Source organism: Variovorax sp. YR750 (assembly GCF_900109805.1).
Classification (GTDB): Bacteria; Pseudomonadota; Gammaproteobacteria; order Burkholderiales; family Burkholderiaceae_C; genus Variovorax; species Variovorax gossypii.
In genome coordinates, this window is the sequence record NZ_FOBJ01000004.1 from 398,239 (window position 1) to 416,484 (window position 18,246).

Here is an 18,246-nt window from a genome sequence, read left to right on the forward strand (position 1 = left end):
ACCGAAGTTAGGCACCGGATGTGCGGGCTGCGTGAAGCCCGTGTGAAATGCGGTGAACGGAAGAAGCCCGCGCGCGGGCCCTGCCGCTACTGGAAGAGCGCGACGAAGGCGTAGATGCCGGCGACCAGCCACCCGGCCTTTGCCGCATTGCCCGCGCTTTCCCTGGAGATCGGATACATCTTCGCGCGCCTCCATGCCCACACGTTGAAGGCCACCGCAAGCACCAGCCCGCTCACGAAGAAAAGCCCCGAATGCAGCCCGAGCCCGCCGATCAGCGAGACCATGAAGATCACGATGCCGCCCACCCAGATGCAGCTGCTGGTGCTGGCCAGCACATGCGAAAGGCCGCCGCAGGCAGTGCATTCGGCAGGGGTAGCCCGGTCGGACCAGCGCTTGGCGAAGCCCTTGATACCGGGTGCCTTGCAGTGCGGGCAGGTGTATGTCATGTGCGGCGCAAGATACAGCGACACACGCCCTGCCGGCAACTCAAGGCGGTCAACCTGCCTCGGAAATACCCAACTCGGTACACACTCGCCCCAGCAGCGCCTTCAGCGACGCCACCTCGGCTTCCAGCCGCGCCACGTTGGCCTTGAGCGCCGCGACCTCGCCGAGCGACACGTCGCTCGCCGTGTATGCGGCGTCGGACGAAGCACCTGCAGGCCCGGCCACCTCTTCGGCCGGCGCACCGCTCAACAGATGCGCCCAGCGGCTCTCGCGCGCGCCCGGCAGGCGCGCCAGCTTCACCACCAACGCGCCCGCTGGCCGTTCCGCAAGCTCGTTGAGAAACCCCTCGACCGACGAGATGTCGGCGAAGTTGTGCATGCGGTCGCAGGCGATGCGCAGCTCGCCCGCCGTCTGCGGGCCGCGCAGCATCAGCACGGTGAGCAGGATCACCGACTGCGACGGAATGCGCAGCACGCGATCGACGTTGTGCTCGTAGCGGAAGGCCCGCCCGCCGCTGGTCTCGGCCACGAGGCTGTAGCCCCTGAGGCTGTCAATGGCCGCCTGCACCTGCGACTCGGTGAGCTCGAGCACGGGGTTGCGGCTGGTCTTCTGGTTGCAGCCCGACACCAGCGAATTGAGCGTGAGCGGATAACTGTCGGGCACGGTGCGCTGCTTTTCGGCGAGCACGCCGAGCACACGGGTTTCGACAAGGGACAGGACGGGCAGCGAGGTGGTGGAAGACATGGCTCGAAATCGATGATGAAACTCAGGGCGACGCGACGCCGAGGATAGGCCCCAGCTCCCGCACGAAATCGCTTCTGTGCAGCGACGGCGAATGCAGCGCCGACACCGTGCCGTCGAGGTACAGCGCGTCGCGGCAGTGGAGCACGTCGCGGAAGTAGAGCGCGAACTCGTGGAAATTCACCGGTACTTCGCTGATGACGAAGATCGCGGTGTGGCCGATCACGCCGACGCCGTTGCGGATCTTGCGCGAATCGGAATGGGGAATGAAGGCCGGATGCACGACGCCGCGGCGCAGCAGCAGCGGGCCCGACTGGGTCGCCAGCCGCACGCCCTTCGCCAGCGCCGGGTACTCCGACGACTCGACCACGCGCGGCCCTGCGTCCGACACGAGGAACACGCCATTGGGCTTGAGGAAGAAGTTGCCCGCGCCGTCAGCCAGGTTGAGCGGCGACTCCTCGCGGCCGCCGCGCACCAGCAGGCCGACCGGGGAGAAGTCCTCGTGGTACATGCCGGCGTTCATCGCGAAGCCCAGCTGGCGGCCACGCTCCTTCAACCAGGCATCGAGCCGGTCGAAGCGCTTGAACGGCGCGCCTGCGTCGTCGCGCAGGAACAGCTCGAGCCGTTCCTTGCGCAGGTCGATCTTCACCACGGTGAAGCGCTGGCCGGCCGCGGCAAGACCAGCCAGGCCCGCGAACAGCAGGGCTCCCAGGAGCAGCGCAAGCCTTCTTCTCATGCGGCGCCCGCAAGCCCCCGCCGGGTTCAGCCGCCGTTGATGCGGCTGACCAGCGCCTTCGTGAACGCCTCGGTGCCCGCCGTGCCGCCCAGGTCGCCGGTGCGCACCTTGTCGATGTTCAGCGTCTCGTCGATGGCGGTACGCAGGCGCGTGGCCAGTTCGGGCAGCTTCACGTGGTCGAGCATGAGTGCGGCAGCCAGCAGCAGCGCGGTGGGGTTGGCGATGCCCTTGCCGGCGATGTCGGGCGCGGAGCCGTGCACGGCCTCGAAGATCGCGGCGTCGGTGCCGATGTTGGCGCCGGGCGCCATGCCCAGGCCGCCGACCAGGCCGGCCACGAGGTCGGACAGGATGTCGCCGAACAGGTTGGTGGTGACCAGCATGTCGAACTGCCAGGGGTTGAGCACCAGCTTCATCGCGCAGGCGTCGATGATGACCGTGTCGAGCTCGAATTTGCCCTTGTACTTCTTCTCGTAGAGGTCTAGGCCGGTCTCCAGGAAGATGCCGGTGAGCGCCTTCATGATGTTGGCCTTGTGCACCAGCGTGACCTTCTTGCGGCCGGTGGCGATGGCGGTTTCGAAGGCGTATTCGAGCAGGCGGCGGCTACCCTGGCGGGTGTTGATGCCGGTGGCCATGGCCACGGCGTGCGGATCGCCGTCGATGGGCACGTAGTGCTCGTGGCCGATGTAGAGGCCCTCGAGGTTCTCGCGAACGACCACCAGGTCGATCTTGTCGAATCGGCCGCCGGGAATGATGGTGCGCGCGGGGCGCAGGTTGGCGTACAGCTGGAATTCCTCGCGCAGCCGCACGTTCGACGAGCGGTACCCGCCGCCCGAGGGGGTCTCCAGCGGCCCCTTCAGGGCCAGCCGGGTCTTGCGGATGCTGTCGAGCGTGGCCTGCGGCAGCGGATCGCCCGAAGCCTTGACGCCGCCCAGGCCGGCGATCTGCGTGTCCCAGACGAAGGGAGCCTTCAGCGCATCGAGCGCGGCCAGCGTGGCGTCGACGATTTCGGGGCCGATGCCGTCGCCGGGGATCAAGGTTGCGGGAATGGAAGTGGTGGTCATCGGCTGCGTCTCGCTTTCAGCTTTTCTGGATCGGGGGGCTGGAGCATACGTCGCCCGCGCGACAGCCCGCCGCCGAGTGCCCCCACGCTCAGGCCACCTTCTGCGCCAGTTCGTCGTCCACCAGCGCCAGCCGGCCCACGACGCGGCCCGGCGCAAGCAGCGCCCCGGGAGCGATCACTGCATTGGCCCCGATCCGCACCCCGTCGCCGACCAGCGCCCCGAATTTCTCGCACCCCGTGCCCTGCAGCGCCCCGCCCTCGCCGCCGCGCACGAAGACCTGCTTGTCCGCGCGCTCGTTGCGGTGGTTGCAGACGATGCTGCCGGCTTCCATATTGACGCCCGCGCCGATGACCGAGTCGCCGACGAAGTTGAAGTGTGCGAGCGCCGTGCCCTCGAAGACGAAGGACGATTTCAGCTCCACGCCCGGCCCGATGCTGCAGCGGGCGTCGACCCAGTTGCCGCCGCGCAGGTAGGCCCCTGCGGCCACGAAACAGCCCGGACCGAGGATCAGCGGCCCCTTGAGCACCGCGCCCGGCTCGACCCTGGCGCTGCGGTGAATGGCCACTTCACCATCGACGGCATAGTCGCCAACGGGCAGCCCAGCCAGCAGCCGGCGCACGATTTCCGGGGCTTGCGGCGGCAGTTCCCACGGCGGCGAGGCACCCCATGGCGCAAGCGGAGACCCGGCGAATCCGGCGATGTAAGCGGCAAGTTCGATGGCGTGCGTCATGGGGTCGATGCTGCCACCAGACCCGCCCCGGGACGCCGCAACCTAAAATGCCCGGTTCTCCCCGTCAGCCACTCCGAAAGCGCCCTCCCCGATGTCCGCCCCGCGCAAGCTCTTCGTCACCACCGCCCTGCCGTATGCCAACGGCAAGTTTCACATCGGCCACATGATGGAATACATCCAGGCCGACATCTGGGTGCGGAACCAGCGAATGAACGGCGCCGACGTCAACTTCGTGTGCGCCGACGACGCCCACGGCGCGGCCATCACCATCGCGGCCGACAAGGCCGGCGTGACGCCGCAAGCCTTCGTGGCCGAGATCGCGGCCGGTCGCAAGCCGTACCTCGACGGCTACTACATCTCCTTCGACAACTGGCACTCGACCGACGCGCCCGAGAACCACCAGCTGGCGCAGGACATCTACCGCGACCTGCGCGCCAACGGCCTCATCAGCACCAAGAGCGTCGAGCAGTTCTACGACCCCGAAAAGGGCATGTTCCTGGCCGACCGCTTCATCAAGGGCGAGTGCCCCAACTGCCATTCGAAAGACCAGTACGGCGACAACTGCGAGGTGTGCGGCGCCGTGTACGCGCCCACCGAGCTGATCAACCCCTACTCGGCCCTGTCGGGCGCCAAGCCCGAACTGCGCAGCTCGGAGCACTTCTTCTTCAAGCTCTCGGACCCGCGCTGCGAGGCCTACCTGAAGGAATGGACCGCCGCCGCCGGCCACGTGCAGCCCGAGGTGCAGAACAAGATCCGCGAGTGGCTCTACAAGGACGACGAGGGCAAGGGCGGCCTCGGCGACTGGGACATCAGCCGCGACGCACCCTACTTCGGCATCGAGATCCCCGATGCGCCGGGCAAGTACTTCTACGTGTGGCTCGACGCCCCCGTGGGCTACCTGGCCTCGCTGAAGAACCTGCTGGACAAGCGCTGCATCGAGCTCGGCGGCGACGGCATCTCGTACACCGAGTACATGGCCGACCCCGACCTGGAGCAGGTGCACTTCATCGGCAAGGACATCATCACCTTCCACACGCTGTTCTGGCCCGCCATGCTGCACTTCAGCGGCCGCAAGGCGCCCGACGCCGTGTACGTGCACGGCCACCTGACGGTGAGCGGCGAGAAGATGAGCAAGAGCCGCGGCACCGGCATCGACCCGCTCAAGTACCTGTCGATCGGGCTCGACCCCGAATGGCTGCGCTACTACATCGCCGCCAAGCTCAACGGCCGCAACGAGGACATCGACTTCAACCCCGAGGACTTCGTCGCTCGCGTCAACAGCGACCTCGTGGGCAAGTACATCAACATCGCCAGCCGCGCGGCGGGCTTCATCGGCAAGCGCTTCGGCGGCAAGCTGGGCGAGGTGTCGGCCGACGGCGACGCGCTGCTGTTCACGCTGCGCGACGCGGCGTCGCAGCTGCATTCGCTCTACGACGGCCGCGACTACGCCCGCGCGCTGCGCGAGGTGATGGCGCTGGCCGACAAGGTCAACGAGTACGTCGACCAGAACAAGCCCTGGGAACTGGCCAAGAAGGAAGGCGCCGAGGCGCGCCTGCACGACGTGTGCACCGTGTGCATCGAGGCCTTCCGCCTGCTCACGCTGTACCTGAAGCCGGTGCTGCCGGCGCTGGCGCTGAACGTCGAGGCCTTCCTGAACATCCAGCCGCTGAGCTGGGCCGATGCCGCGCAGCCGCTGCCCGTCGGCCACGCCATCGGTGAGTACAAGCACCTGATGCAGCGCGCCGACGCCAAGCTGGTCGACAAGCTGTTCGACGCTCCGGAACCTGCCGCAGCCCCCGTGGCCGCACAGCCTCAGGAACTGCCGGGCGGCGAAGCCATCGCGCCGACCATCACCATCGACGACTTCGCGAAGATCGATCTGCGCATCGCCAAAATCGTGGCCTGCGAGAAGGTCGAGGGCTCGACCAAGCTGCTGCGCCTGACGCTCGACGCCGGTGAAGGCACCGACCCGCAGGGGAGTCCAGTTCTGCGCAACGTGTTCAGCGGCATCGCCTCGGCCTACCAGCCCGAGCAGCTCGTGGGCAAGCTCACGGTGCTGGTCGCCAACCTCGCGCCGCGCAAGATGAAGTTCGGCGTGAGCGAAGGCATGGTGCTGGCCGCCAGCCACGGCGACGAGAAGGCCCACCCCGGCATCCACGTGCTCGAACCCTGGCCGGGCGCTACGCCGGGCATGCGCGTTCGCTGATCGACTTCGAAAAAGAAACTGCCATGACCACCCTGCTGCGCCGCGCCTTTCTGCTCGCCTCGCTTTCGACTCTGCTCGGCGGCTGCGCGGTGGTGACGGTGGCCAGCACGGCGGTGAGCGTGGGAGCCGGCGCGGTCGGGCTGGCGGCGGATGCGGCCATCGGCACCGCGCGCATCACGGGCAAGGCCGTGGGCGCGGCGGCCGACGCGGTGATTCCCGACAGCCAGTAAGGCTCTCGCGCAGCTCAGTCCGCCAGGCCCAGGCGGGCTATGTGCGGCGGCGTGTGCGACGCCCTTTCCTTTCGCACGAAGGCAGACCTGAGCCCCGCGTGCGGCTCGCGGGCGTCGAAGAAGTTGCGGCGCATGTGCGCCAGTTCCTCGTCGCGGTAGCGCTGCAGCGGCTTCAGCGATTCGTCCTGCTCGCGGATCGCCTTCTTCCGCGCGACACGTTCGGCGAAGTCGGGCGAAGCGGCCAGCTCGGCGGCGAGCCGGGCCACCTCGTCGCCCAATTCCTCCGGCGCGGCCCGCAGCACGCGCTCCGCCATCCCGAGTTCGACCGCGCGCTTCGCGCTCACCGGCAGCGCCGACTGCGTGAGCCGCAGCGCCTCGCTCTCGCCCACGCGGCGCGGGAGGATGTAGGTCCAGTACTCCGAGCCGTGCAGTCCCATCAGCTTGTAGTGCGGGTTGAGCACGGCGCCGTCGCGGCACCAGACCTCGTCGGCCGCCAGCGCGAGCATCACGCCGCCGGCCGCAGCGTTGCCGCCCAGCGCCGACACGGTGAGCCGGTCGGTGGTGCCCAGCACGGCCTCGACCAGATCGTTCATCGCGTGGATGTTGGCCCACGATTCCTCGGCCGGGTCTTCGGCCGCCTCGATCACGTTGAGATGGATGCCGTTGGAGAAGAAGTCGCGCATGCCGCCCAGCACCAGCACCGATGTCTCTCGCGTGCAGGCGAAGCGGTAGGCCTCCAGCAGCCGCCGGCACTGGGCGGTGCTCATCGCGCCGCCGGGAAAGGAGAAGTTCAGCACGCCAACGGCGCCCTGCTCGCTGTAGCGGATGTCGGAAAAGGTACGGCGCCCGGCCGGCAGCTCCAGTGGTGCCGGTACCTCGGGCACCGTGGAAGGCAGCAGCTCGCCGAGCGCCTCGGTGGCAGGCAGTTTGTAGCTGGGCAACCTCGAACCGGGCTCGCGCCAGGGCCTCAGCTGTCGGATCCACACCGCGCCGTCGACGGTGGCGCGGCAGGTGGCGCCGGCGCGGGTGGCGATCAGCTCGCCGGGCTTGTCGCCGCGCAGCTCGTCCTCGGGATGGCCGCCGTGCAGGTACCACTGCGCGCCCAGCAGTTCGTCGAGCACGCCGGGCTGCGAATCGGCCGCGCGCAGCTGGCGCAGGATCGCCTCGGCGGTGTCGGAAGTCCAGTCGATGCGCCGCCGGGCCTGCTTCATGAAGGGCCGCCAGCCGGCGGCCAGCGCCGCGGGCTCCTGCTTCTGCGGCTTGTGCCTGCCCGAGGCGAAGCGCTCCACCGCGAGCAGCACCGCGTCGACCGCCGCATCGGCCACCTCGCCGCGATAGAGGTCGCTCTTGCCGGCGTGCGGGGGCACCTTCAGCGGCGACCACGCCCAGACATCGCCCGCGTCCATCTCGGCCACGGCCTCGAGCACGGTGACGCCCCAGCTTTCGGCGCCGCCCTGCAGCGTCCAGTCGAGCGACGAGGGGCCCCGGTCGCCCGGCGGGCCGGGATGCACGATCAGGCAGGTGTGGGCGCGCCAGATGTCCTCTGGAATCGCGCTGGTGAGCATCGGCGCCACGATGAGCTGGGGCGCCTGCGCCCGCACGGCTTCACGCATTTCGTCGTCATTGCCGAGGGCCAGCACCACGCCGACGGTGTGGCCCCGATCCTGCAGTTCCGCCAGCACCCGTTGCGTCAGGCTGTTGAACGCGCTCGCGACAAGCAGGATGTGCATCTGACGGCCCCGGTAATGTCGGTGACGAAATGTCAATGAATGTCAAAAATGTATCTGCATCCTTTGTTTTGAATAAGTCGACCAAAAGTTTTCCTTCAGCGATCAGGCCGATCAGGCTGACCGGGCGTGCCGCAGCAGGAACGGCAGAACCCGCGCCAGCACCTCGTCGGGTGCCTCTTCCGCCATCTGGTGGCCGCAATCGATGGTCCCGCCTTCGACCTCGTCCGCCCAGGTCTTCCAGATCTCGAGCGGATCGGGCTTCGCGGTGTTCGAGGCGCTCCACAGCACCTGCACCGGACACGCGATGCGGCGCCCCGCGGCAAGGTCGTCGCGGTCGTGCTGCAGGTCGATGGAGGCTGCGGCCCGGTAGTCCTCCACGATCGCGTGGCGCACCGACTCCTTTGCAAAGGCGCGGTGGTATTCGGCCAGCGCCTGCGGCGTGACGGCATCGACCTTCTGCACCGCGTTGCGCAGCGCCCAGTCGAGGTAGTAGGCCGGGTCGGCGCGCAGCATGCGCTCGGGCAGGTCGAAGGGCTGCGCGAACAGGTACCAGTGGAAGGCCTTGAGCCCGAAGGCCATGCCGGCGCGCTTCCACATTTCCTCGGTCGGCACCACGGTGAGCGAGACGAAGCAGTTCACCGCCTCCGGCGAATCAAGGCACAGCCGGTAGCCCACGCGCGCGCCGCGGTCGTGGCCCATGACGGCGAAGCGGGTGAAGCCCAGGGCACGCATCAGCGCGAGCTTGTCGGCCGCCAGCGTGCGCTTGCTGTGGTTGACGTGCAGCGGGTCTCCGGCCGGGCCGGTGCTGTCGCCATAGCCGCGCAGGTCGGGCGCGACCACGGTGAAATGCCGGGCCAGCGTCGGCGCAATGCGATGCCAGGCCACGTGCGTCTGCGGATAGCCGTGCAGCAACAGCAGCGGGGGTCCGCTGCCGCCGACTTCGGCGTGAATGACGGCATCGCCCAGCAGCACGTCGTGCACCGCGAAGCCGGGGAAGAACGGCGCGCGGCTCATTGCAGGGCCTCGGCGAAGAAGTCGGCCATGCGCTCCAGCTGCTCGTCCATCATGTGGCGGCCATGCACGATGCGCGCGCCCTGGCGCTGGGCCAGCGCGAGAAGCGGCGTGGTGTGCGGCTCCATGATGACGTCGGCCACGGTCTGGCCGGCGCGGATCGCCGATGGCGCGATGGGCAGCGGATCGCCATCGCGCATGCCGGCCGGCGTGGCGTTGACGAGCAGGTCGCGCGGGCTCGCGGCGTCCCAGTCGCCCGCGGCATGGCCCAGCGCGCGCAGCCGATCGACGAGGTCCGCGCGTTTCGCGTCGTCGGCATCGCGCACGTCGATGCGCGCCGCGCCGGCTGCGGCCAGCGCGAAGGCGATGGCGTTGCCCGCGCCACCCGCGCCCGCGAGCCCCACGCTGCGGCCCTTCACGTCGAAGCCGTTGCGCACGAGCCCCGAGACAAAGCCCGCGCCGTCGAGCAGGTCGCCCTGCCACGCATCGCCCTTGCGGCGGACGACGTTCACCGCCCGCGCCTCGCGCGCGGCGCGCAGCGTGTCGATGGGCAGGCCGGCCACGAGCTGCTTGTGCGGCACGGTGACGACCACGCCCGCCACGTTGCGCACCGCGAGCAGCGTCTGCAGCAGCGGCGCCACGTCGGCCGCCCGCACATGCAGCGGCACGAGCACCGCGTTGATGCCGCGCCGCTGCAGCAGCCTGGTGAGCGGCAGCGGCGCCTTCACCTGCGCGACGGGGTCGCCGATGATGCCGAGCACGGCGGTCCTGCCGTCGAGCTTCAGGCCGCTCCAGTCGAGGGCGGTGTCGGGGAGGATGTCGTCAGGCATGGGCATGGCCGTTTCTGTGAAGGAATTCGGTGGTGGTGCGGAAGGCCGCGGCGGCGCGCGCATGCGGATCGAGCGTGGCCATGCGGATCGCGCTGGGGGCCTCGACCGACAGCAGCGCATCGGGCGCGAGATGCATGAGCAGGCGATGCACCGGCAGTTCGCCCTCGCCGGGAAAGAGCCGGTGCGCCCGCCCCTCTTCCCCGGGCGACAGGCCCGGATGGCGCCGGGCGGGCGCGTCGTTGATCTGCATGAAGTACCGGTCGATGTGCGTGCCTTGCATGTCGTCGGGCACGCAGCCGGCGCGGAAGAAATGCAGCGCGTCGATCACCACGCGCGCCGTGTCGCTTCTCGACGCGGCCACGAGCTGCTGCGCCGCCCGCAGCGAGCGCGCGGCCGTGTAGATCATGAATTCCACGCCGAGCGCGAGCCCGTGCGGCCGCGCGCGTTCGGCCAGCGCCGCGAGGCTGTCGCCCGCGCGCGCGGCGTCGCTGTCGTCCACGTTGACCATGAGGCAGCGCGCGCCCAGCGCCTCGGCCGATTCGAGCACGCCCGCGAGCGGCGCCGCGTCGAAACCGGGCCCGATGCGCACGATCTCCACGTCGTGCACGCGCAGCCCCAGGTCGCGCAGGCGCGCCGAGGTCTCCCGCAGCATCTCGCCGCCCACGGCCATCGGGAACGGCGCTTCGCCAAGGCGCGCGGGGTTCAGGCGGATGCCGACGCCCGCGAAGCCCGCCGCGTGCGCGGCCTCCACCAGCCGGGGCGGCGCGGCGTCGAGCATCCCGAGGTGGGCGAGCGACAGGCGGAAGTTCATGCCTCGGCAGTGTGCGCCCGCGGCGTTTCGGCCGCAGCCTGCCTCAGGGGCACACCCTGTGCCGTCAACAGCGCCTGCAGCCGCCTGACGTCCACGTCGCGCGGCAGCACGCCCGCGTCGGCCGCGAGCGCCGCCGCCGTGCCGGCCGCCTGCCCCGTCAGCCAGCACTGAGGAATCTCGCGCATGAAGCCGTGCGAGTTGGTGTCGCACGAGATGTGCTTGCCCGCCGCGAGCACGCCGTCGAGCTTCTCGGGCACCAGCGCGCCGTAGGGCACGGAGATGTTCGGAAACTTCGGCGACGGGCTCGGGCTGATGCCCACCTCGTCGGCCTCCACCGCGCCCGCGTCCCACGCGCCGCGCCGCACGCTCTTCACGCCCACCAGCCGGCGGCCGTGGCGCGTGCCGATCTGCGGCGCCATGAGCATGTGCCAGGCGTTCTCGAAGCCCGGCGCATGCGCTCGGTAGAAGGCCAGGTGCTCGGCCATGCTCTTGCGCGACTCCCACTCGACCTGCGTCATCTCGTCCACGTCGAGCGCGCTGAAGCCCGACTTGCGCGGCCCGAGGAAGGTGGCCACGTCGTCGCGCCACGAGACGCTGGGCTTCTCGAAGCTGCCCAGCGTCTCGCGCCCGCGCGCCAGGAATGCAGAGTAGGCCTGCGGCTCGTGCGCGCGGAAGTCCAGCCAGCGCCGCATGTCCACGCCCGCGAACAGCCACGAGGTGTTGATGCAGTGGTGGATGTCGTGCGCGTCGATGTCCGACGAGAACGCCGCGCCCGCCGCCGCGTAGAGATCGCCCTCGCCCGTGGTGTCGACCACCACGCTGGCAAGAATGGCGCGGCGGCCTTGCTTGCTCTCGAACACAGCACCCTTCACGCGCCCTTCTTCGGCGATGGGCGCGACCATCCAGCCGTGCAGGATCAGGTCGACGCCGGCCTCGCGCACCATCTGGTGGTACACGCCCTTGAGCATCTCGGGGTCGATGGTGGGCGAATGCGTGACCACGCCGTGGAACGCGGCGGTGCGCAGCGACCAGTAGTCGGCCTTCGCGGTGTCGCGCGAGCCCCAGTCCTCGCGCGGCGGGCCGGCCACGGCGTCGCGGCCCAGGCGCTCCATGAACTCGGCTGCAAGGCCGTGGATGACGTGCCGGCCCGACCAGTCGGTCATGCGGTCGATCCAGATCACCAGCCCGCCGGTGGAAAGGCCGCCCAGGTGGTTGTAGCGCTCCAGCAGCACCACGCGCGCGCCGCTGCGCGCTGCCGCGACCGCGGCCGCCACGCCCGACGGCCCGCCGCCGAGCACCAGCACGTCGCAGCGCTCGTGCACCGGCACCTGGCGCGCCGGCTCGGTGATGTGGCCTTGCGGCTGGCGCTGCTTGCGTTCGCTGTCGCGCGCGTTGACGTCGGAGCGGAAGAAATGGCGTTCTTCGGGGGTCAGGGTTCCCATCGTGGAGCTTTCAGGTGGATGAAGTGGATGCGGCGAGTTCGGCCAGCAGCTCGGCCAGCGGCCCGGGCGCCGTGACCATCGCGTCATGGCCGGTGGCCAGCATGCGCAGCTGCCAGCCGGCGTCGGCGCGCACGCGCGCCTTTGTGGGTTCGAGCGTGGCGATGGGATCGCCGGTGCACTCGATGTAGGTCTTCGGCAGGCCGTTGCCCTGCGGGGCCTTCAGCAGCAGCGGCTGCAGGTAGGTGCCCACGGGCTGCGGCGTGAGATTGCGCGCGACCCAGGCCGCGTCGGCCGGGTCCTTCACGCCGAAGGCGGCGGGCGGCAGGGCGGCTGCCGCGCCCACGCCGCCGCCGGTGTCGCGGATGGCCTTCAGGCGCTGCTCCACCACCGCCGGCGGAAAGTCGGAGAACAGGCTCTTGCCGGAATCGAGCAGCAGCGAATCGAGAAACACCAGCTGGCGCAGGCGCGCCGCGGCGCGGTCGGCCACGCCGGAGATCACGATGCCCGCGTAGCTGTGGCCGACCAGCACCACGCGCTCGAGCTCCTCGAACTGCAGCAGGTTGACGACGTCGTCGATGTGCGTGTCGAGGTTGACCTGCGGCGAGATGAGGTGCCGGCGCTCGCCCAGCCCGGTGAGCGTGGGCGTGAACACCGTGTGGCCGGCGGCGCGCAGCCGCGATGCCACGCGCGACCAGCACCAGCCGCCGTGCCACGCGCCGTGCACGAGCACGAAGGTCGAGGGCCGGCCGGCCGCTTGCGACGACGGGACGAGCCCGGCTGCGGCGATGCCCGCCGCACCCGCGACACCTGCGAAGAGGTTCCTGCGCTTCATGCCGGGCCGCCTACTCGCTGCGCGCGCCGGTGCGCCTGATGACGTCGCCCCACATCGCCGTGTCGTCGACGATCTTGCGGGCCAGCGCGTCGGGCGCGGTGCCGAGCGCCTGCCAGCCCTGGTCGAACAGGCGCTGGCGCATGTCGGGCGCCTTCAGGATGCGCGCGATCTCGTCTGACAGCCGCTGCGCCACCGGCTGCGGCATGCCCGCCGGGCCGAAGACGGCGTTCCACGACGCCACGTCGAAGGCCTTGCCGGCGCCCAGCGCGGGCTGGATCGGCGGCACCTCGGCGAAGGCGGCGAAGGGCGCGGCGGTGCTCACGCCGTACATGCGCAGCCGCCCGTTCTTCGCCTGCGGCGCGGCGATCGACGGGATCATGAACGACAGGTCGATCTGCTTGCCCATCAGCGCCGTCGCCACCTGCGGGAAGCCTGGGAACGGCACGTGCACGGCCTGGATGCCGGTGAGCGTCTTCAGCAGCTCCATCGCCAGGTGCGAGCCCGAGCCGGGCCCGACCGAGCCGTAGCTCAGGCGGTCGCCCTGCGCCCTGGCGTGGGCCAGCAGGCCGCGCAGGTCGGTGGCGGGCATGTCGGTGCTGCCGGCCAGCACGAAGGGGCTGCTGGCCACCAGCGAGATGGGGCGCAGGTCGTGCGCCACGTCGTAGGGCGTGGCGGGGTTGAGCGCCTTCGCGGTGGTGAGCGGGCCGTTGCCGGTGAGGCCGATGGTGTGGCCGTCGGTGGCCTTCGCCACCGCGTTGACGCCGATGGTGCCGGCCGCGCCGACCTTGTTCTCGACGATGACCGGCTGGCCCAGCGCCTGCGCCAGCGGATCGGCCACGGCGCGTGCCAGCGCGTCGGGCGACGAACCCGGCGGGAAGCCGACGACCAGCCGCACGGCCTTCTGCGGCCAGGGCGCGGCGGCCCGTGCCGGAAAGGCCAGCACCGGCGCGACCGAAGCGGCCAGCGCGCCCTGCAGCAGGCGCCGCCGTCGCGGGATGAAAACCATCGGATAGGGCATGTCTTGTCTCCGTTTGCGTTGTCGTGAGCCGGATTCTTGGCCCACAATCCAGCGCAAAACGTGATGGTTTCTTATCTCTTCCATCACGTTCCTTGATGACCTGAAGCCCTCCCGGAAGACACCCATGCCCGCAAGGAACATCCGCCCCGCCCACGTCGCCCCCCGCAGCCACACGGTGGACATCGACCTGCTGCGCGTGTTCGACACGGTGGTGCGCATCGGCAGCTTCACCACCGCCGCCAAGGCGCTGTCGCGCACGCAGTCGGCGGTGAGCATGCAGCTGCGCCGGCTCGAGGAGCAGCTCGGCGTGCAGCTGGTGGCGCGCGACACGCGCCAGCTCGCGCCCACGCCCGAGGGCCTGCAGCTGCTGCCGCTGGCGCGCCAGATGCTGGGCCTGAACGACCAGCTCTTCCACGACGTCGACAGGCAGGAGGTGTCGGGCAGCATCCGCATCGGCTCCATCGAGCACTACGCCACGCGCGTGCTGCCGGTGCTCATCGCGGAGTTCTGCAGGCAGCATCCGCGCATCCACGTGGAGCTGCACCACGGCGTGTCGTCGGCCATGCATGCGGAGCTGGGCTCGCGCTACGACATGGTGATCGGCGTGGGCGCGGTGGGCTCGGGCGAAGGGCTGCGGCTGACGAAGTCGCGCATCGTCTGGGCCTCCACCGCCTCGTCGACCACGCACCTGCAGCGGCCGCTGCCGCTGGCGCTGAACCCCGAGGGCGCGATGCTGCGCGACTGGGCCACGCGCGCGCTGGACCGCGCGGGCATTCCGTGGCGCATCGCCTACACCAGCACCAGCGTCACCGGGCTCGAGGCGGCGGTGCGCGCGGGCATCGCGGTGGGCGTGTTCCGCGAGGCCACCATCTCGAAGCGGCTGAAGATCCTGGGCGCGAAGGAGGGCATGCCCTCGCTGCCCGACTCCGAGGTGTGGCTCGCCACGGCGCCGCTGCCGGGGCGCAAGGCGGTGGAACTGCTGGAGGCGTTCCTCATCCACAAGCTGCGCAAGTAGCCCGGGCGCTCGAGGCCAGTCCAGAATGAGCGCTCCATGCACTCCCCGCTGAACCTCACCCGCTTCCGTCCGCGCCTGCTGGACGCGCTCGCGGGGTACGACCGCGAGCGCTTCTTCAAGGACCTGGGCGCGGGCGCCACGGTGGGCATCGTTGCGCTGCCGCTGGCCATGGCCTTCGCCATCGCCTCGGGGCTCAAGCCCGAGGCTGGCATCTGGACGGCGATCATCGCGGGCTTCCTGATCTCGCTGCTGGGCGGCTCGGCGGTGCAGATCGGCGGGCCGGCGGGCGCGTTCATCGTGATCGTCTACGGCATCGTCGAGCGCTATGGCGTGGCGAACCTGCTGATCGCCACCGCCTGCGCGGGCGTGCTGCTGTTCCTGGCGGGGCTGTTCGGGCTGGGGCGGCTGGTGCGCTTCGTGCCGCTGTCGATCGTGGTGGGCTTCACCAACGGCATCGCGGTGCTGATCCTGCTGTCGCAGTTGAAAGACCTGCTCGGGCTGACGGTGGCGAAGATGCCGGCCGACGTGTTCTCGCAGCTGCATGCGATGGCGCTGCAGATCGGCACCTTCAACCCGTATGCCTTCGCGCTGGGCATCGCCTGCGTGGGCGGGTTGCTGCTGTGGCCGCTGCTGCTGCGCGAGAACTCGAAGGTGGGCAGCGCGGTGCTGCGCCTCGTGGGCCCGGTGGCGCGCATGCGGGCCGTGCAGGTGGGCGCACGCATGCCGGGCCCCATCGTGGCGCTGGTCACGCTCACGCTGGTGTCATGGGGCTTCGAGCTGCCGGTGGAAACCATCGGCACGCGCTTCGGCGGCATTCCCGAGGGCGTGCCGGCTTTCGCGCTGCCCGATTTCTCGTGGGAGACGGTCAAGCAGCTCGTGACGCCGACGCTGACCATCGCGCTGCTCGGCGCCATCGAGTCGCTGCTGTGCGCGCGCGTGTCCGACCAGATCAGCGGCCAGCCGCGCCACGACCCCAACCAGGAGCTGATGGCGCAGGGCATCGCGAACGTGGTCACGCCTTTCTTCGGCGGCATGCCGGCCACGGGCACCATCGCGCGCACCGTGACCAACATCCGCTCGGGCGGCAGCTCGCCGGTCGCGGGCATGGTGCATGCGCTGACGCTGCTGGTCGTGGTGCTGCTGGCAGCGCCGCTGGCGCGCCACGTGCCGCTCGCGGTGCTGGCGGGCATCCTGGTGTTCGTGGGCCTGAACATGGGCGAATGGCGCGAGTTCACGCCCACGCAGCTGCGGCACTTCAGCCGCCACTACCGGCTGCTGATGCTGGGCACCTTCTTCCTCACGGTGGTGTTCGACCTGACGGTGGCGGTGCAGGTGGGCATCGTGCTGGCCTGCGCGCTCTTCATCCGGCGCATGAGCGGGCTCTTCGAGGTCGAGCTGGTCACGCTGCAGCCGCCGGTGCTCACCTACCGGCTCTACGGTGCGCTGTTCTTCGGCGCGGCGGCCAAGCTCGACGAGACGGTGAATGCCGCCGAGCGCGCACCGCGCGGCATGACGCTGGTGCTGGACGCCACGCACCTGATCTACATCGACGCCACCGGCGTCGACGCCCTGCGGCAGCTGCACCGGGCGGTGCTGGCACGCGACGGGGTGCTTCGCATCGAGTCGCTGCAGCCGCAGCCCCTGGAGGTGCTGGAGCGATCGGGCTTTGCCGAGGAACTGACGACGGGCAGGCCCGGCGCGTCCCACGGCGGGTAGCTGCAGCGTTACGGGGCCTCGGTGCCTCGGTCGGGCGAGGAGCCGCTGCGCACCACGCGCTGGTCGTCGTTCAGCGTGGCGGTGAAGACCATGGCGGAGTTGGGCGGCTGCACCCAGCGCCATTCCCATTCGGTCTCGCGCCTGAGCGCATAGGGCGTCACCTTGGCGGGCTTGCCGAGCATCTTGCGCAGGTCTTCCATCATCATGCCGGGCTGAACCTTCGCGAAGTTCTCGGGCGTGAGCACCTGGCGCAACGCGCTCATCTTGCCGTCGGGGCCGATGGTGATCATGTAGTTCTTCTGGCCCGCGGGCTGGCGGTTGTACTCGAACACGCGGCCGCGTCCGGGGGCGTCCCAGATGTTCTCGGGCTCGCCGAAGCGCGCGCGGACGTCGGCCTCGGTGGACACGCCTTCCTCCAGCTCGCTGATGTTCTTCGGGTCGCAGGCGGCGAGCCCGATCGCCGCCGCCAGACACCCCGTAACCATGCCGATCCGCCAACCCTGAATTCGCTTCATGCCGTCCCCGGTAAAATTCGCGCCAACAAAGGTCCAGTCTATGTCCATCTTCCGCCGCCCCCACTACACCTCCGAGATCACGAACTTCATCGAGGAGATGAAGGAAAAGAAGCCGACGCTGGAGGCCGAACAGCGCGCCGGCCGCGCCCTGCTCTGGGACAAGCACCTCGACCGCAGCCTGCTCGAGGAGTACAGCGAAGCCCGCGTGCCGATGCAGCCGTACGTCTACCAGACCCAGGCCAAGTAAGCCCTTCCCCGATGCCGAATTGGCAGCACACCCCCGTCCGCACTGCGTCGGCCGCTATTGAAAAAGTAGCATCGACCCGATGAACGGCGACGAGGACAACGGCACGCTGGTGGTCGACATGCCCGAGGTGGTCGACCAGGTCGCGCTCGCGAGGCTCTATGGAGAGCCGCTCTTCGCGATGCCGAAGGACCTGTACATCCCGCCCGAGGCGCTGCAGGTGTTCCTGGAGGCCTTCGAAGGCCCGCTGGACCTGCTGCTCTACCTGATCCGCAAGCAGAACTTCAACATCCTCGACATCCCGATGGCGGGGCTCACGCGGCAGTACCTGAGCTACGTCGACGAGATCCGCCAGACGAACCTCGAACTCGCGGCCGAGTACCTGCTGATGGCCGCGATGCTGATCGAGATCAAGTCGCGCATGCTGCTGCCGCCCAAGAAGGTGGCCGACGGCGAAGAGGCGGAAGACCCGCGCGCCGAGCTCGTGCGCCGCCTGCTCGAGTACGAGCAGACCAAGCTGCAGGCCGCCGCCATCAGCGCCATGCCGCAGTACGGCCGCGACTTCTGGAAGGCGCAGGTCTACATCGAGCAGTCGCTGAAGCCGCGCTTTCCCGACGTGGACGTGATCGAGCTGCGCGACGCCTGGGCCGACATCATGAAGCGCGCCAAGCTCGTGCAGCACCACAAGATCTCGCGCGAGGAACTCAACGTGCGCGAGCACATGAGCATCGTGCTGCGCCACCTGCAGGGGCAGCGCTTCGTCGAGTTCGAGAAGCTCTTCGACGTGTCGCGCGGCGTGCCGGTGCTGATCGTCACCTTCATCGCGATGCTGGAGCTCGCGAAGGAGACGCTGATCGAAATCACGCAGGCGGAAGCCTTCGCCCCCATCTACGTCCGGCTGGCTTACTCACCTGCCTGACCCAACCGGTTTGCA

General features: G+C 69.7%; 19 protein-coding genes. 6 read left to right on the top strand and 13 right to left on the bottom strand.

Annotated features, from left to right (window positions below; genetic code table 11):
- Positions 1-86: 86 nt before the first annotated feature.
- The 5 genes from BMY35_RS11050 to BMY35_RS11070 all read right to left on the bottom strand — a co-directional run bounded on the left by BMY35_RS11050 (position 87) and on the right by BMY35_RS11070 (position 3,712).
- Positions 87-446 (bottom strand): hypothetical protein, encoded by a 360-nt coding sequence (locus BMY35_RS11050; RefSeq protein WP_143080671.1) that lies wholly within the window; start codon positions 444-446, stop codon positions 87-89.
- A 49-nt stretch (positions 447-495) separates the two neighbouring features.
- Positions 496-1,188, bottom strand: a complete 693-nt coding sequence (locus BMY35_RS11055) for a YceH family protein (protein ID WP_093198138.1) — start codon at positions 1,186-1,188, stop codon at positions 496-498.
- A gap of 22 nt (positions 1,189-1,210) precedes the next feature.
- Positions 1,211-1,921 (bottom strand): phosphodiester glycosidase family protein, encoded by a 711-nt coding sequence (locus BMY35_RS11060; RefSeq protein ID WP_093198141.1) that lies wholly within the window; start codon positions 1,919-1,921, stop codon positions 1,211-1,213.
- Between the two features lie 26 nt (positions 1,922-1,947).
- On the bottom strand, positions 1,948-2,982 hold the full coding sequence (locus BMY35_RS11065; protein WP_093198144.1) for an isocitrate/isopropylmalate dehydrogenase family protein: 1,035 nt from the start codon (positions 2,980-2,982) through the stop codon (positions 1,948-1,950).
- Between the two features lie 88 nt (positions 2,983-3,070).
- Positions 3,071-3,712 (bottom strand): LbetaH domain-containing protein, encoded by a 642-nt coding sequence (locus BMY35_RS11070; protein WP_093198146.1) that lies wholly within the window; start codon positions 3,710-3,712, stop codon positions 3,071-3,073.
- Positions 3,713-3,803: 91 nt separating this feature from the next.
- Here BMY35_RS11070 and metG point away from each other — a divergent pair, with 91 nt between their 5' ends.
- Positions 3,804-5,918 (top strand): methionine--tRNA ligase, encoded by a 2,115-nt coding sequence (gene metG / locus BMY35_RS11075; RefSeq protein ID WP_093198149.1) that lies wholly within the window; start codon positions 3,804-3,806, stop codon positions 5,916-5,918.
- Positions 5,919-5,941: 23 nt separating this feature from the next.
- Positions 5,942-6,148, top strand: a complete 207-nt coding sequence (locus BMY35_RS11080) for a hypothetical protein (protein ID WP_093198151.1) — start codon at positions 5,942-5,944, stop codon at positions 6,146-6,148.
- A 14-nt stretch (positions 6,149-6,162) separates the two neighbouring features.
- Here BMY35_RS11080 and BMY35_RS11085 read toward each other — a convergent pair whose 3' ends face one another.
- The 7 genes from BMY35_RS11085 to BMY35_RS11110 form a co-directional block, all read right to left on the bottom strand.
- The gene (locus BMY35_RS11085) at positions 6,163-7,878 is read right to left on the bottom strand and encodes an enoyl-CoA hydratase-related protein (RefSeq protein ID WP_093198154.1); all 1,716 of its coding nucleotides are present in this window, start codon (positions 7,876-7,878) and stop codon (positions 6,163-6,165) included.
- A 111-nt stretch (positions 7,879-7,989) separates the two neighbouring features.
- Positions 7,990-8,892 (bottom strand): alpha/beta fold hydrolase, encoded by a 903-nt coding sequence (locus BMY35_RS11090; protein WP_093198156.1) that lies wholly within the window; start codon positions 8,890-8,892, stop codon positions 7,990-7,992.
- On the bottom strand, positions 8,889-9,725 hold the full coding sequence (locus tag BMY35_RS11095; RefSeq protein WP_177213609.1) for a shikimate dehydrogenase family protein: 837 nt from the start codon (positions 9,723-9,725) through the stop codon (positions 8,889-8,891). The genes BMY35_RS11090 and BMY35_RS11095 overlap by 4 nt, the downstream gene beginning before the upstream one ends.
- Positions 9,712-10,530, bottom strand: a complete 819-nt coding sequence (locus tag BMY35_RS38275; RefSeq protein WP_170217157.1) for a sugar phosphate isomerase/epimerase family protein — start codon at positions 10,528-10,530, stop codon at positions 9,712-9,714. Before BMY35_RS38275 ends, BMY35_RS11095 begins: the two co-directional genes overlap by 14 nt.
- Positions 10,527-11,972: an FAD-dependent oxidoreductase gene (locus tag BMY35_RS11100; RefSeq protein ID WP_093198161.1), complete on the bottom strand. Its 1,446-nt coding sequence runs from the start codon at positions 11,970-11,972 to the stop codon at positions 10,527-10,529. Before BMY35_RS11100 ends, BMY35_RS38275 begins: the two co-directional genes overlap by 4 nt.
- Positions 11,973-11,982: 10 nt before the next feature.
- Positions 11,983-12,804, bottom strand: coding sequence for an alpha/beta fold hydrolase (locus BMY35_RS11105; protein ID WP_093198164.1), 822 nt, complete (start codon positions 12,802-12,804; stop codon positions 11,983-11,985).
- A gap of 10 nt (positions 12,805-12,814) precedes the next feature.
- On the bottom strand, positions 12,815-13,822 hold the full coding sequence (locus tag BMY35_RS11110; RefSeq protein ID WP_256228299.1) for a Bug family tripartite tricarboxylate transporter substrate binding protein: 1,008 nt from the start codon (positions 13,820-13,822) through the stop codon (positions 12,815-12,817).
- A 124-nt stretch (positions 13,823-13,946) separates the two neighbouring features.
- Between BMY35_RS11110 and BMY35_RS11115 the strand changes: the two genes are divergently transcribed.
- Together BMY35_RS11115 and BMY35_RS11120 are read left to right on the top strand one after the other, a co-directional pair.
- On the top strand, positions 13,947-14,837 hold the full coding sequence (locus BMY35_RS11115) for a LysR substrate-binding domain-containing protein (RefSeq protein WP_093198166.1): 891 nt from the start codon (positions 13,947-13,949) through the stop codon (positions 14,835-14,837).
- 36 nt (positions 14,838-14,873) lie between these two features.
- Positions 14,874-16,553, top strand: coding sequence for a SulP family inorganic anion transporter (locus BMY35_RS11120; RefSeq protein WP_093198169.1), 1,680 nt, complete (start codon positions 14,874-14,876; stop codon positions 16,551-16,553).
- A gap of 8 nt (positions 16,554-16,561) precedes the next feature.
- On the opposite strand, the gene BMY35_RS11125 is transcribed toward BMY35_RS11120, so the two are convergent.
- A complete protein-coding gene (locus BMY35_RS11125) occupies positions 16,562-17,038 on the bottom strand; it encodes an outer membrane protein assembly factor BamE (protein ID WP_093198171.1) in 477 nt (158 codons plus the stop codon).
- A gap of 70 nt (positions 17,039-17,108) precedes the next feature.
- Between BMY35_RS11125 and BMY35_RS11130 the strand changes: the two genes are divergently transcribed.
- Both BMY35_RS11130 and BMY35_RS11135 read left to right on the top strand, forming a co-directional pair.
- Positions 17,109-17,315 carry a DUF3460 family protein gene (locus BMY35_RS11130; protein ID WP_093058036.1) on the top strand — a complete coding sequence of 69 codons (207 nt, stop codon included), beginning with the start codon at positions 17,109-17,111 and terminating at the stop codon, positions 17,313-17,315.
- A 79-nt stretch (positions 17,316-17,394) separates the two neighbouring features.
- Positions 17,395-18,231 (top strand): segregation and condensation protein A, encoded by an 837-nt coding sequence (locus tag BMY35_RS11135; RefSeq protein WP_093198174.1) that lies wholly within the window; start codon positions 17,395-17,397, stop codon positions 18,229-18,231.
- Positions 18,232-18,246: the final 15 nt, after the last annotated feature.